The organism is Bradyrhizobium sp. NBAIM03 (assembly GCF_020194055.1).
Classification (GTDB): domain Bacteria; phylum Pseudomonadota; class Alphaproteobacteria; order Rhizobiales; family Xanthobacteraceae; genus Bradyrhizobium; species Bradyrhizobium yuanmingense.
On record NZ_JADYVS010000003.1, the window covers coordinates 1 to 14434 of the forward strand.

General features: G+C 63.8%; 11 protein-coding genes and 1 tRNA gene. 5 read left to right on the forward strand and 7 right to left on the reverse strand.

The annotated features are described in order from the left end of the window. Positions 1 to 128: 128 nt before the first annotated feature. The 5 genes from I6F21_RS04890 to I6F21_RS04910 form a co-directional block, all read right to left on the reverse strand. On the reverse strand, positions 129 to 1439 hold the full coding sequence (locus I6F21_RS04890) for an ABC transporter substrate-binding protein (RefSeq protein ID WP_225182817.1): 1311 nt from the start codon (positions 1437 to 1439) through the stop codon (positions 129 to 131). Between the two features lie 138 nt (positions 1440 to 1577). Continuing rightward, positions 1578 to 4085 (reverse strand): excinuclease ABC subunit UvrA, encoded by a 2508-nt coding sequence (uvrA, locus tag I6F21_RS04895; RefSeq protein ID WP_225182818.1) that lies wholly within the window; start codon positions 4083 to 4085, stop codon positions 1578 to 1580. Positions 4086 to 4164: 79 nt separating this feature from the next. Continuing rightward, positions 4165 to 5259 carry an FAD-dependent oxidoreductase gene (locus I6F21_RS04900; RefSeq protein ID WP_225131850.1) on the reverse strand — a complete coding sequence of 365 codons (1095 nt, stop codon included), beginning with the start codon at positions 5257 to 5259 and terminating at the stop codon, positions 4165 to 4167. A 58-nt stretch (positions 5260 to 5317) separates the two neighbouring features. Continuing rightward, positions 5318 to 6439, reverse strand: coding sequence for a D-alanine--D-alanine ligase family protein (locus I6F21_RS04905; RefSeq protein ID WP_225131849.1), 1122 nt, complete (start codon positions 6437 to 6439; stop codon positions 5318 to 5320). Between the two features lie 136 nt (positions 6440 to 6575). Next, the gene (locus tag I6F21_RS04910; RefSeq protein WP_225182819.1) at positions 6576 to 7808 is read right to left on the reverse strand and encodes an SMP-30/gluconolactonase/LRE family protein; all 1233 of its coding nucleotides are present in this window, start codon (positions 7806 to 7808) and stop codon (positions 6576 to 6578) included. A gap of 181 nt (positions 7809 to 7989) precedes the next feature. Here I6F21_RS04910 and I6F21_RS04915 point away from each other — a divergent pair, with 181 nt between their 5' ends. The 5 genes from I6F21_RS04915 to I6F21_RS04935 all read left to right on the forward strand — a co-directional run bounded on the left by I6F21_RS04915 (position 7990) and on the right by I6F21_RS04935 (position 12384). Further along, positions 7990 to 8253 carry a hypothetical protein gene (locus tag I6F21_RS04915; RefSeq protein ID WP_225182986.1) on the forward strand — a complete coding sequence of 88 codons (264 nt, stop codon included), beginning with the start codon at positions 7990 to 7992 and terminating at the stop codon, positions 8251 to 8253. A 412-nt stretch (positions 8254 to 8665) separates the two neighbouring features. Then, a complete protein-coding gene (locus I6F21_RS04920) occupies positions 8666 to 10225 on the forward strand; it encodes a 2-isopropylmalate synthase (RefSeq protein WP_225182820.1) in 1560 nt (519 codons plus the stop codon). A 118-nt stretch (positions 10226 to 10343) separates the two neighbouring features. Continuing rightward, positions 10344 to 11348: a TRAP transporter substrate-binding protein gene (locus tag I6F21_RS04925; protein ID WP_036006877.1), complete on the forward strand. Its 1005-nt coding sequence runs from the start codon at positions 10344 to 10346 to the stop codon at positions 11346 to 11348. A gap of 197 nt (positions 11349 to 11545) precedes the next feature. Next, positions 11546 to 12142 (forward strand): Spy/CpxP family protein refolding chaperone, encoded by a 597-nt coding sequence (locus tag I6F21_RS04930; RefSeq protein ID WP_085968961.1) that lies wholly within the window; start codon positions 11546 to 11548, stop codon positions 12140 to 12142. A gap of 166 nt (positions 12143 to 12308) precedes the next feature. After that, positions 12309 to 12384 (forward strand) — tRNA-Lys (locus I6F21_RS04935). A gap of 387 nt (positions 12385 to 12771) precedes the next feature. Here the strand turns inward: I6F21_RS04935 and I6F21_RS04940 are convergent. After that, complete coding sequence (locus I6F21_RS04940; RefSeq protein WP_225152284.1) at positions 12772 to 13008, reverse strand: hypothetical protein; 237 nt, start codon at positions 13006 to 13008, stop codon at positions 12772 to 12774. A gap of 983 nt (positions 13009 to 13991) precedes the next feature. After that, positions 13992 to 14333, reverse strand: a complete 342-nt coding sequence (locus I6F21_RS04945; protein ID WP_074448231.1) for an H-NS family nucleoid-associated regulatory protein — start codon at positions 14331 to 14333, stop codon at positions 13992 to 13994. Positions 14334 to 14434 lie beyond the last annotated feature (101 nt).

Sequence of the window (14434 nt, forward strand, 5' to 3'; positions counted from 1 at the left end):
GGGTGGGGTGATCTCTCCAATCGGGCGGTGCCCGTGAGGAGAGATCACCCCACCCCGCTTCACCTCTCGCTTCGCTCGACGTGAAGCGACCCTCCCCCTCCAGGGGAGGGTCGGAGTGCGCCGCGCATTCACGCCCCGTAGGTCGAACCCTTCGGCAGCGGGAAGACCGGGTCCTGCGTGCGGATATTGGTCGGCCACACCACGGAGATGTGCGCGCCGGCGTTTTGCATCACGACCGGTGTCGAGCGTTCGTTCTGGCCGGAGAGCGGCGTGCCCGGCGGGAAGAATTTCACGCCATAGCCCTGGATCGTGCCGCCCGCGGGGATGTCGACGTCGAGCGCCGCTTTCCGGATCGCCTCGGGCTCGAAGCTGCCGTACTTCTCCTTGGCGACCGGCAGAACGTTGTTGAGCAGCACCCAGGTCTGGTTGAAGCCCATCGAGCAGTGCGGCGGCACGTCGGTGGCGCCGGTCTTGGCCTGGTAGCGACTGACCATGGTCTTGATCAGATCGCCCATGCCGGGCGCGAGCTTGGCGGGATCGAGCAGCTGCGCCGGCACCGGGTCGATGTTGCAGAAATGGTCGATGTCGGCGCCGAAAGTGGCGCGCAGCTTGTCGAGCTGGCTGTAGCCGGCGCCCGCGCCGAACAGCATCTTGAAGCGCAATCCGCTCTCGCGGGCCTGGCGCAGGAACAAGGTGATGTCAGGGTTGTAGCCCGCATGCGAGATCACGTCGGCCTTGGCGCGCTTGATCTTGGTCACCAGCACCGACAGGTCGGGCGCCGAGGCCGAATAGCCTTCGCGCAGCACCACCGGAATGCCGGCCTCCTTGGCGTAGGCCTCGTCGGCCGAGGCGACGCCGACGCCATAGGGGCCGTCCTCGTGGATCAACGCGACCTTGACCTCCTTCGGGTCCATGCCGAGCTTGGCTTTGGCATGCTCGGTGAGGAAGCTTGCAAAGGCCTGGCCATACTGGTCTGAATGGATTTGCGCGCGGAACACGTATTGCAGGTTCTTGTCCTTGAACACGGCGGTTGAGACCGCAGTCGTGATCCAGAGGATCTTCTTCTGCTGCTCGACCTTGGCCGCGAGCGGCACCGCATGCGAGCTCGCATAGACGCCGTTGAGGATGTCGATCTTCTCTTGGTTGATCAGGCGTTCGGCCTCGTTGATCGCAACGTCGGGCTTGCTCTGCGAATCCGCGGCGACCGGAGCAACCTTGTATTTGCCGCCGACACCGCCCTTCTCGTTGACGAGATCGATGGCGATCTGCGCGCCGATCGACGATGCGACCGAGCCGCCGGCGGCGAAGGGGCCGGTGAGGTCGTAAATCAGGCCGATGCGTATATTCTCGGCTTGTGCCTGGGCGCGTGTCCAATCGAGGCTGAGCGCGGCGGCAGCAGCCGCCGAGGTCTTCAGCAGCTGCCTGCGTGAAGTCGGCATCCTATCCTCCCTCAAAACCGTCGTTCGATCTTGTTGTTGTCGCGAAGTATGGAGAGGGGGGCGGCGGAAAGTCAACATCGCGAAAGTCGCGGGGTGGTCCGGAGTACGCAATTGCGAGATAAGGGGCGACGCAACCTTTCACTGCGCTAAGCGACGGGCCAGATAATGCGCCGTCTTGCCGCCGGTTCTGGTGATCTGGTCCGGCGCACCCGCTGCGACGATGCGGCCGCCTTCGTCGCCGGCGCCAGGGCCGAGATCGATGATCCAGTCGCTGTGCGAGACGACGTCCATGTCGTGTTCGATCACGATCACGCTGTTGCCGGCGTCCACGATCCGCTCGAGCTGGGCGATCAACCGCTCGACATCCCTGGGATGCAGCCCGGTGGTCGGTTCGTCGAGGACATAGAGCGTGTGGCCACGCTGCGGACGCATCAGCTCGGTCGCGAGCTTGATGCGCTGGGCTTCGCCGCCGGATAGTTCGGTCGCGGACTGGCCAAGGCGGATATAGCCGAGCCCGACCTCGCGGACGACCGACAGCGACCGGTGCAGCGTCGAATCGTCTTGGAAAAAGTCGAAGGCCTCGTCGACCCGCATTGCCAGCACGTCTGCGATGGATTTGCCGCGGATCTTCACCTCGAGCGTCTTGTCGTTGTAGCGCGCGCCCTTGCAGGTCGGGCAGGGCGCATAGACGCTGGGCAGGAACAGAAGCTCGACGCAGACGAAGCCTTCGCCCTCGCAGGTCGCACAGCGCCCCTTCGCGACATTGAACGAGAAGCGCCCGGCATCGTAGCGACGGGATTTTGCCTGCGGCGTCGCCGCGAACAGCTTCCGTACATGATCGAACAGGCCGGTATAGGTCGCAAGGTTGGAGCGCGGGGTGCGGCCGATCGGCTTTTGATCGACAACGACCAGACGATCGACGAGGTCGAGGCCGGCAACGATCTTGCCGCCCAATGTCTCGACCGTGGGAGCCAGATTGTCGTCGTCGGAATCGGCGGCAAGCGTGTGGCCGAGATGCGCAGCCACGGTGTCGACCACGAACTGGCTGATGAGGCTCGATTTGCCCGAACCCGACACGCCGGTCACGCTGGCAATCACGCCGAGCGGGATGTCAACGTCGAGGCCGCGGAGATTGTTGCGGGTCACACCTCTGACCTTGAGATGCGCCTTCGCCTCACGACGGATCGTCGGCAGCGTCCGCCGGGGATGTGAGAGATAGGTGGCGGTGCGCGATTGCTCGACCTGGCCGAGCCCTGTCGGCGGTCCGCTATACAGGATGCGTCCGCCGTTTTCGCCGGCCTCGGGCCCGACATCCACCAGCCAGTCCGCATGCCTGATCACCTCAATCTCGTGCTCGACCACGAAGATCGAGTTGCCCGCGTGCTTCAGCCGGTCCAGCGCGCGCAGCAGCGCCTCGGTGTCGGCGGGATGCAGGCCCGCGGACGGCTCGTCGAGCACGTAGACGACGCCGAACAGATTCGAGCGGACCTGCGTCGCGAGGCGTAGCCGTTGCAACTCGCCCGGCGACAGCGTCGGCGTGCTGCGCTCGCAGGCGAGGTAACCGAGGCCGAGATCGAGCAGGACGGCGAGGCGCTCCGACAGATCCTCGCAGATGCGCCTCGCGACGGCGGTCTTCTCGGATTTGTCCGATGAAGCTTTTGCGAACGGCTTGATCACGTCGTGCAACTGCTTGAGCGGCAGGTGCGACATCTCTGCGATATTCAGGCCGGCGAACCTGACCTTGAGCGCCTCGGGCTTCAGCCTTGTGCCGTGGCAGGTCGGGCAGTCCCGCGTGATCATGAACTGCGCGACGCGACGCTTCATCATCGCGCTCTCGGACTTGGCGTAGGTCTGCATCACGTAGCGCTTGGCGCCGGTGAACGTGCCCTGGTAGCTCGGCTCCTCCTTGCGGCGTAGCGCCCGCTTGACCTCGGCTGCGTCGTAGCCGGCATAGACAGGAACGGTCGGCTGCTCCTCGGTGAACAGGATCCAGTCACGGTCCTTCTTCGGCAACTCGCGCCAGGGCTTGTCGACGTCGTAGCCGAGTGTCGTCAGGATGTCCCGGAGGTTCTGGCCCTGCCAGGCACTCGGCCAGGCCGCGACGGCACGCTCGCGGATCGTCTTGGTGTCGTCGGGCACCATCGACTTCTCGGTGACGTCGAGCATCCGGCCGATGCCGTGGCAGGCCGGGCAGGCGCCCTCCGGCGTGTTCGGCGAGAACGACTCCGCATAGAGCATCGGCTGCCCGCGCGGATAGTCGCCGGCGCGGGAATAGAGCATCCTCATCAGGTTCGAGATGGTGGTGACGCTGCCAACCGACGAACGCGTCGTCGGCGCCCCGCGCTGCTGCTGGAGCGCCACGGCCGGCGGCAGGCCCTCGATGTCGTCGACCTCGGGGATCTGCATCTGGTGAAACAGGCGCCGCGCGTAGGGCGACACCGATTCCAGATAGCGCCGCTGCGCCTCGGCGTAGATGGTTCCAAAGGCGAGCGAGGATTTGCCCGAACCCGACACGCCCGTGAACACGACGAGGGCGTTGCGAGGAATGCGGACGTCGACGTTGCCGAGATTGTGCTCGCGCGCGCCGCGCACCTTGACGAAGCCGTCGTCCTGCATCAGGTCGGGTTGTCTGGGTCGATCGTCCATCTGGCTCTTCCAGCCTTCCATGGGAGGGTAACGGCAGGATCGCAGGATAGGTCCCAGGATGCCAGCGGGCCGCACCGGTTTAGCGCGTGTGCAGCAACGACGGATCGAGCGGACTGAGCCGGGCAGGATCGAATGGCGAGAGGTCGACCTGCGCGCTGCCATCGGCAATCAGCTGCGCCAACGCTTCGCCGGTCGCGGGTGCGTTGAGGATGCCCCAGACATTGTGGCCGGTCGCGACGTAGAGGCCATTGCTCCGCGGCACCTTGCCGATCAGCGGCAGGCCATCCTGCGTCACCGGGCGGAAACAGGCCTGATGCGCGATGATGTTCGCAGAGGTGAACAGCGGCGACAGCCGCTCGCTCATCGCTTGCAGACGCGCGATCGCCTCTTGGTCTGGCGTCACGGAAGCGGGATCGAGCGGAAGCGGCGCGATGTCGGAGAGGGCCGTGATATGCGTGCTGCCGTCTGCGCGTGGAAAGACCTCGATCGAGACCGCACTGCCGCCTTCCTCATACTCCAGGAATAAGGCCTCGGCCGGCACGTCTGCGGCGATGTCGTAGACGATGCTCGGGCTGCGCTGGCCGTAGACGGCAGGCAGGCTCATCCATTGCGCGGCGAGCAGCGACCAAGGCCCCATCGCGATCACGACGGCATCAGCCGCGACGATGCTACCTTCGACCTCGACGCCCATCGCACGATCGCCGTCGCGCACGATGCCGGCTACGCGGCCGGAACGAAACTCAGCGCCGAGCGCAAGCGCTGCGTCCATCATGGCCGACGTGAACTTGCGCGGATGCACGATCGCAGTCGTCCTCGCCGTGCCGATGCGCTGTGTGATGACGACGCCGTCGCTGAGCCAGCCAAGCGCGGATGGTGCATCCCGGCGCGCGTCGCCGTCGGGCGCGACGAAGCCGCTATAGGCGGTCATCGCCCGGTGGCCCCAATCGCCGGCGATCTCCTCCGGCAGTTGCGCATGAAGCGCGAAGCTGCGCCGCGCGAGCGCATCGAGCGGCGTGCCGACACACCAGTCCTGGGCCAGGAAGCCGCCGGCCTTGCCGGACGCGGCGGCGGCGACCTCGGTTCGCTCCACGACAGTCACGTCGATGCCGCGGCGGCGCAGGAAATAAGCCGCGCAGGCCCCGATGACGCCGCCGCCGCAGACCACAACGCGCATGATGGGCTCCCTGGCTCGCGTCAATTTGTGCGGCGCTTTGCTCCCGAGCGGAAACAACCTAGCTCGCGTAACCCCGTTCCAGCGATTGCCGCTGCCGGTGCCGCTCTAGCGCCAGGTCGACGAGGCGCGTCAGCAGCTCGCCATAAGGCACGCCCGAGGCCTCCATCATCTTCGGATACATGCTGATCGAGGTGAAGCCGGGCAGGGTGTTGATCTCATTGAAATAGAAGTTTCCGGTTTGCCGGTCGAGGAAGAAGTCGACGCGCGCGAAGCCGCTGCATTCGAGCGCCGCGAACACCTGCGTCGCCAGCGCGCGCACGCGCTCCATCTGCGCCGCGTCCAACCTCGCGGGAAGATCGACCCGGGCGCCGTCAGGATCGATATATTTCGCTTCGTAGGAATAGAACTCGTGATGGGCGTTCGGATTGAGCTCGCTGGCAACGCTGGCGAACAGCGTCTCGCCCTCGAGCACCGCGACCTCGATCTCGCGTGCGTCGATGCCCTGTTCGACCAGCACCTTGATGTCGTAACGAAAGGCATCGTCGAGCGCCGCTCCGAGCGCATCCAAGGTCTTGACCTTGTGAATGCCGACACTGGAGCCCATATTGCACGGCTTGACGAACACCGGGAGGCTCAGGCCCCCGGCCGCCTTCGCAAGCGACGAGCTACGGTCCTGCGCGAAGGCCTTGCTTGTGAGCACGCGATAGGGCGCGACCGGAATGCCGGCGAATTCGGCGAGCCGCTTGGCGACGTCCTTGTCCATGCTGACGGCAGAGGCGAGAACGCCGGATCCGACATAGGCGACGTCGGCCAATTCAAGCAGGCCCTGCACGGTGCCGTCCTCGCAAAGCGGGCCATGGATGACCGGAAAGACGACGTCGATCTCGAGCGGATCCATCGTCCCTGCGGTTACAGGCATGAGAGCCACCCGTCCGTCAGGTTCTCTGGCGAGCCGTATCTCGGGCGCATTGGGCAGGATCGGCAAGGACGTCGTCTGCGCCAGATCGAGCGCACCAAGATCGTTCCATTGCCAGCGGCCCTCCTTGTCGATGGAGACCGGGATCACCTCGAAGCGGGTGCGGTCGAGATGCCTGAATGCGGAGGCCGCCGATTTCAGCGAGACCTCATGCTCGCCGGACCTGCCGCCATAGAGAACAACGACGCGAATTTTGTCTGCCAATATTTTGTTTGCCATGGCTCATTTATGACGTGCTCTGTCCGAAAGTCACCTCTGTTGGCAGGTTGGTGCTTCGATCAAAAAAGTTCGGCGCCGGCGAGGGCCGCCGGCGCCATGTCGTAGCAAGGCTCGCTGCGTTTCAGCCCGGCCCTGCGCCCTGCGTCGCCGTATATACCGCGTAGAGCGATTGGCTCGCGGCCATGAACAGGCGGTTGCGCTTGGGGCCGCCGAAGCAGACGTTGCCACACACTTCCGGCAGACGGATGCGGCCGAGCAGCTTGCCCTCCGGCGACCACACCGTGACGCCGCTGTAGCCGACCGCGCGTCCGGCATTGCTGGAGGCCCAGAGATTGCCGTTGACGTCGCAACGCAGACCATCCGGTCCGCACTTCACGCCGTCGATCACGCAATCGGTGAACCTCTTCAGGTTCGACAGCTTGTTATCGCTGCCGACGTCGAACACGAAGATCTCGCCCTTGCCGCCGGGGCCGGTGTCGCCCGGTCCCTTGCCGGTCGAGGCGATGTAGAGCTTCTTGTAGTCGGGCGAGAAACACAGCCCGTTCGGGTCGGGCACCTGGTCTTCCGTGACGACGAGGTCGATGCGGCCGGAGGGATCGATGCGATAGCAATTGGTCGGCAGCTCGCGCTTGCCCGGCACGAAGCCGGCCGGCTGTCCGATCCGCGGATTGAGCTTGCCGCCGGCATTGCTCGGGCCGCCCGCGACGTCGGGCTCGCCTTCGTAGAGCTGGCCGCCATAGGGCGGATCGGTGAACCAATAGCTGCCGTCGGGATGCGCGGCGATGTCGTTCGGCGAGTTCAGCTTCTTGCCCTGATAGGACTCGGCGAGCACGGTGGCGGTGCCGTCATGCTCGTAGCGCGTCACCCGCCGCGTCAGGTGCTCGCAGGAGAGCTGGCGGCCCTGGAAGTCGAAGGAGTTGCCGTTGGAATTGTTGGAGGGTGAGCGGAACACGCTGACGCGGCCGTCATCCTCGGTCCAGCGCATCTGCCGGTTGTTGGGAATGTCGCTCCACAGGAGATAGCGGCCCTGCGCGCTCCACGCCGGGCCTTCGGCCCAGAGCAGCCCGGTGTAGAGACGCTTGATCGCGGTGTTGGGCTGCGCGAGATCGTTGAAGGACGGATCGACCGCGATGATGTCGGGGTCCCAGAAATAGGTCGTCGGCGCGCCGCCCGGACCGAAATCGCGCGGCGGCGTCGTGATCGTCGTCGGCGGTGCGGCAGGCCCGGTCTGGGCGAGCGCGGGGCCCGCCATCGTGGCCGCGGCGCCGAGCGCCAGCCCCCGGACCAGTGTTCGTCGTGAAAGCGCAGCATCCTGCGCACGCTGCTCCTGCTCAGAAGCCTCCTGGCGTGTCATCGTGTCCTCCCGGTCATCTTCGGCTGGCCGGTTGATCCGGCCGAGCGAGGCGAAGGTTAGTCCGGTCTGCGTCCGGTTGCGAGGGGCAGACTTGAAACCGCGGCGTGATCGTGGGCCGCAATTTCGTCACCTTCGGGTGCGCTTGGATTGCAGGGCGCTCGTGGGGACAAAGCCGGAGCTCATTGTGCAGGTCGTCATCCTGGTCATCCTTCTCTCGTTTGCCTTTGCGGCTGGCTATTTCACGCGGGATTACGTTTCCCGAAAAAGGCGCGCGGAGGCGCGCCGCTGGCGCGAGTACACGCAGCCGGACTGGATCTCGGCCAATACGCCGGCGAACACCAACGAGATCGCGAAAGGCGTCACCGCTGCGCCCACCGGCGAGCTCGGCCAAATGCTGAACCGTTGGGAGAACAGGGCGCGCGCGCGCCGCACCGGCACGGGATAGGTGTGTCCCCCAAATCTAGGCTGGAGCGGAAGCTATAGGTCACACATGTTGACCATCTTTTGGCATTGCAGTTGCGGCCATTTCTCGTCTAGAAACGGCCACATCGGGCCTCTCCCGGAAACCAACCGTCAATGGTTTTGACCGAGGATTTGAGGCTCAACAGGGTCCGGCAATGCTGATTCGCGGCCAAATCGAGGGGATTTCGGGGGAGGTGGCTCTGGCCGCCGCCGCGATCCCGGCTGCACTGCTGCCCACCCTCCTTATTGGCGGCCTTCTTCTTACTTGCCCCTGAGGGCCGGCTGGGCGCCACGCGCCTGGGCGCTCAGGGGTTGGTCGAGATCAACGGACACCTCAAGCGCCAAGGGACTGAAACGGCTCTGAACGGCGCCAACGCTCAAAAGGAAATCTAGGAATGGCCACCGCGAACAAGTCCGAGAAGGACCGCGTCATCATTTTCGACACCACGCTGCGCGACGGCGAGCAGTGCCCCGGCGCCACCATGACCTTCGAGGAGAAGCTCGAGGTCGCCGAGCTCTTGGATGATATGGGCGTCGACGTCATCGAGGCCGGCTTCCCGATCACCTCCGAAGGCGACTTCCAGGCGGTTAGCGAGATCGCCCGCCGCTCCAAGAACGCCGTCATCGCCGGTCTTTCGCGCGCCCATCCCGCCGACATCGACCGCTGTGCCGAGGCCGTGAAGTTCGCCAAGCGCGGCCGCGTCCACACCGTGATCGCGACCTCGCCGCTGCACATGCGGGTGAAGCTGAACAAGACCCCGGAACAGGTGATCGAGACCTCGGTCGCCATGGTCGCGCGCGCCCGCAACCAGATCGACGACGTCGAATGGTCGGCCGAGGACGGCACCCGCAGCGAGATGGACTTCTTGTGCCGCATCGTCGAAGCGGTCATCAAGGCCGGCGCCACCACGGTGAACATCCCCGACACCGTCGGCTATACGGTGCCGGAGGAATACACCCACTTCATGAGGACGCTGATCGAGCGCGTGCCGAACTCGGACAAGGCGGTGTTCTCCGTGCACTGCCATAACGATCTCGGCATGGCGGTCGCCAACTCGCTGGCCGGCATCACCGGCGGCGCGCGCCAGGTCGAATGCACCATCAACGGCATCGGCGAGCGCGCCGGCAACGCCGCGCTCGAAGAGATCGTGATGGCGATCAACGTGCGCAACGACAAATTCCCCTACTGGAACAAGATCGACACGACGCAGCTGACCCGCGCCTCGAAGCTGGTGTCGGCGGCGACCTCGTTCCCGGTGCAATACAACAAGGCGATCGTCGGCCGGAACGCCTTCGCGCATGAGAGCGGCATCCACCAGGACGGCGTGCTGAAGGACGCTTCGACTTACGAGATCATGCGCCCCGAGATGGTGGGCCTGAAGCAGTCGTCGCTGGTGCTGGGCAAGCATTCCGGTCGCCACGCCTTCGTGCACAAGCTGGAGGAGATGGGCTACAAGCTCGGTCCGAACCAGTTGGAAGATGCGTTCACGCGGATGAAGGCGCTGGCCGACCGCAAGAAGGACATCTACGACGAGGACATCGAGGCGCTGGTCGACGAGGAGATGGCGGCCTCGCACGACCGCATCAAGCTGACCTCGCTGACGGTGATCGCCGGCACCCACGGTCCGCAGCGCGCGACCATGAAGCTCGACGTCGACGGCCAGATTAAGATTGAGGAAGCCGAGGGCAATGGCCCGGTCGACGCCGTCTTCAACTGCATCAAGCGCCTGGTGCCGCACGAGGCCAAGCTCGAGCTGTACCAGGTGCACGCAGTCACCGAGGGCACCGACGCGCAGGCGGAAGTGTCGGTGCGGCTGGCGCAGGACGGCCGCTCGATGACCGCACGTGCGGCGGACCCGGATACCCTGGTGGCTTCGGCCAAGGCCTATCTCGGCGCGCTCAACAAGATCGTCATGAAGCGCCAGCGCGACAATGTGACGGCGGCGGCGAGCTGAATGGCTGCCCTGCTAAGGGACAATAGCGGCTGTGTAAGCGAGCCGCTATTGATGCAGCCGGCATAAGACTGGCCACCCGGCGCCGCCGGGCGGCTCAAACAAACGACAGGGAGAGACCATGCGCACCTCGGCGATCGCCGCCTCCATCGCGGTTCTGGCACTTGGCTTGAGCGGGTCGGCATCGGCCCAATCACCGATCATCATCAAATTCAGCCACGTTGTCGCCACCGACACGCCGAAAGGCAAGGGCGCGGAGAAGTTCAAGGAGCTCGCCGAGAAGTACACCGGCGGCAAGGTCAAGGTCGAAGTCTATCCGAACTCGACGCTCTACAAGGACAAGGAAGAGCTCGAGGCGCTCCAGCTCGGCAGCGTGCAGATGCTGGCGCCGTCCAACTCCAAGTTTGGGCCGCTCGGCATTCGCGAGTTCGAGGTGTTCGACCTGCCCTACATCCTGCCCGACATCAAGACGCTGCGGAAGGTGACGGAAGGGCCGCTCGGCACCAAGCTGCTGAAGCTGCTGGATGCCAAGGGCATCACCGGCCTTGCCTATTGGGACAATGGCTTCAAGCAGATGAGCGCGAACAAGAAGCTGATCACGCCGGCCGACTATCAGGGCGTGAAATTCCGCATCCAATCCTCGCGCGTGATCCAGGCCCAGTTCAAGTCGCTCGGCTCGCTGCCGCAGGTGATGGCGTTCTCGGAAGTCTACCAGGCACTCCAGACCGGCGTGGTCGACGGCCAGGAGAACACCTGGTCGAACATCTACACCCAGAAGATGCACGAGGTTCAGAAGTACATCACCGAAACCAATCACGGCTACATCGGCTACGTCGTGATCGTGAACAAGAAATTCTGGGACGATCTGCCGGCCGACATCCGTGACCCATTGTCAAAGGCGATGAAAGAGGCGACCGAGTTCAGCAACGCGCAGTCGCAGAAGGAGAACGATGACGCGCTGGCCGAGATCAAGAAGAGCGGCAAGAGCGAGATCATCAAGCTGACGGCCGATCAGGACGAGGCGATGCGCAAGGCGATGGAGCCGGTCTACAAGGAGGCCGCGGGCCGCATCGGCCAGGCGCTGATCGACGAGTTCCTGAAGGAAGCCAAGAGCCCGACGAACTGACCTCGACGGGCTACCCCAACGAAGGGCTTCCGCGCAGCGCACGGAAGCCCTTTTTGTTGGAATTATTTTTGTTCGCATCTGAACGGACATTCACGGCAGTTACATCTCTGCAAGGACGCGCTTCCTGTCCAAGTTGTAAGTTGCGCGTCAGCCCCCTCGCGCTCATCCTTACGGGCACCTTTCCAGAGGAGGTCAGGATGAAGAAATTCACCATCGCAGCCATCGCCGTGCTCAGCATCGCCGGCTCGGGCGCGGTCTACGCCCAATATCATCGCCCGTGGATGGAGCACGTCCGCCACATGCGCATGAACCCCGAGGACCGGGCCGCCTTCGTCGATGCGCGGATCGCCGCCGTCCATGCCGGGCTGAAGCTGAACGCAGATCAGGAGAAGCTGTGGCCGCCGGTCGAGGCGGCGGTGCGGGAGTTCGCCAAGCTGCGCATGGACCGCGCCAATGCGCGAATGAATGCCGGGCCGGGCGATGCCGACAGACCGGACGATCCGATCGCCCGCCTGCGCCAGCGCGCCGAGGACATGGGCGCCAGCTCCGCCGCCTTGAAGAAGATCGCCGATGCCGCCGATCCGCTCTACAAGACCCTCGACGAGGGCCAGAAACGGCGTCTCGCCGTGCTGACCCGGCACCGCGGCCCGTTCGGCGGCGGCGGGGACGGCCCGCGCCACCACCACTTCATGGAGCGCATGGACCGCATGATGGAACGGGGCATGGACCACTTCCACCACGACCGCTTCGACCGTGACCGGGGTCCCGACCGGGACCGGGAGGGCCGGCTCTGAAAGGACCGGTTCTGGCGCCGTGAGCCCTGGCGAAGCCGCTGGAATCCAGCGGCTTTTCGCATTTCCGGGGCTGCGGACGAGACCTTGGAAAACTTGCGTCCGATCGCTTGCCAGACCCGGAACGCTTTGCTAAACGACCGGCCTCGCAAGGCCTTGACCGCCTTTCGGGCGCATAGCTCAGTTGGTAGAGCAGCTGACTCTTAATCAGCGGGTCCCAGGTTCGAGCCCTGGTGCGCCCACCACCTTTAAGCCCGCAGGGGCTTTTTTAAATTCTTCGATAGAGCAAAGCGCGTCTGGTGCGACGTTTTTGTTGGAGTGGACACGGCCGGTTTGCTATTCGGTGTTTCCCTAGTTTCTATATCTTCACCCATTCGATACAGCGCGCAGATCCGATGGGACAAGTCGGTCACGTGCTTGTCGTAGATTAGGAAATTGGAGCGGGCAGAACGGACGGTGTGTTCTGTCCGTCGCAGCAAGATACCGCTTGCTGCAGAACCAGAAGCAGAAGGTTCCGGATCTGGGCCCCCGAAGCGCAATGCGCAGTTCGATGCGGCGCAGCGATCGCTGGCGGAGTCATGCGCAAAGATCCGTTATGCACGCACGAACTAGCCGGCTTAACCTCTTTCGCGTCAGCCGCGCTTTCGCTGAGAGGGTAACGTAAATTCCACGACCTCGTGCTTGTCGCACGGATCAGGTGGCTGATTTTTCTTCACGATCAGCTCGAGCTCGAGAGCCTCGAAGGCGAGGTCATCCGCCAAGCGCTTGAACAGCTCGCGCTTCTCTATGTCCGTCGCCCGCTGACTCATCAGCGTAAATTCTCTGGCGTCAGCGCGGACCTTTTCCAAACGTCGTCGGAGGTCCTTCATGTGTGCCGGCGTAGCTTTTAATATTATCCTCGGCCCGAACAATCAGTTTGCTTGTTCGGATTCACCGGGAGTCAACTGCCGAAACTCGATACTGGTTCGATGCGGACCGCCAAATTCGTCGCTCATCGTGCTGCGATATTTGGCCATGCTCCATGACCCGGCCCCTGTTCAGGGACTGCGGGCTGAGGTCGGCCGTCCTGGCTGATGAGCTATCTCTGTCCGGCTCTCGCCCGATGATGCACAGAACGGGCATACCTGAAGGGGCATGAATGTTCGAAAGCGCACAGACGCGAGTGTTGGCCCCGACTAGGCTGCGAGCGATCCTGGGCGTTCGCGAAGCGCTCAGGGCCCGATGGCATCGGCGGATGCCGAATGTGCCGGCTGCAGCGAGGCGGTTCCGTCCGCGAACGCAGTGTTGCCGGCTGCGTGCCAGGCATGAGGCAGGAATAAGCTCGGCAGATTAGATCAACGATGGTCGTTCTCGTGCGTAGTGTCCTTCTCATAGTGGGAATATGGCTGCTGGTGAACGTTCTGTTCGTTGTAGCTGTCCTGCCCTCGCGCAGACCGGCACCTACTCGGCACGCAGCAATTCCATCTCCGGCGACGATCAACACGACGGCCGGTCGCTCGGATGGTCGCGAACCACCACTCCTGCAGCGCGGGATGACTCCAGTTGCAATCAGAGTTCTTTTCGTCGTCCTCCTCCTTCCAGCCCTTCGAGCGTGGAATGCGGTTAGGCGGCACTTCAGAGAGCATCACGACTAGAGTCGGGCCATCGTGCGCTTGAGTTCTCGTCGATGTCTTCACTGCGCCGCGGGCCCCCCGAGCGATTCAGCGAGACCGTCAGCCGGATCGCAAGTGCGGTCGCTACGGCCAATGGCTCCAACCATAGTCATGACCCGCGTTAAAACGATAATGTGAAAATCTCAGATCGGGAAACAGCCGGCGCCAGCATTCCCAACCCAAAATGCCGCAATCGGCGCTCAATTTGTCTGCCGCTTTTGAGCTGAAGCCTGATCGATCAGGAAATCGTCCAAGTCTCGGCCGCTTCGAAGCTGCGGCCGCAGCCATCGCGGCTGCCTGCCACGACCCGACCATGTCTCCGCTGGGTTCTTCGGATTGCGATATTTGGGACGGACGGGCGGATATGGACGACGGCGCTTGTAATTGAGCCGTGTGACCTCGCTGGCCAGTCTAATGCTGCGCAGCCTTTCCTCCAAACGTGCTTTTTGCACCAACATTTTCTGAGTGAGTTTGGCGGCGACCTCTTGGTGAAGGGTCCAGAGCTCGTCAACGGAGAGCGAATTAAAATGCGCGGTGTTCATGGCTCCAATCCGAATCTTGGGCAGAAGGCCCGGGCACACAAGTCGGGAATCAGGGAGCAGGCAAGCCGCCAGTTAAATATTGATCGCACAATCCACATTTA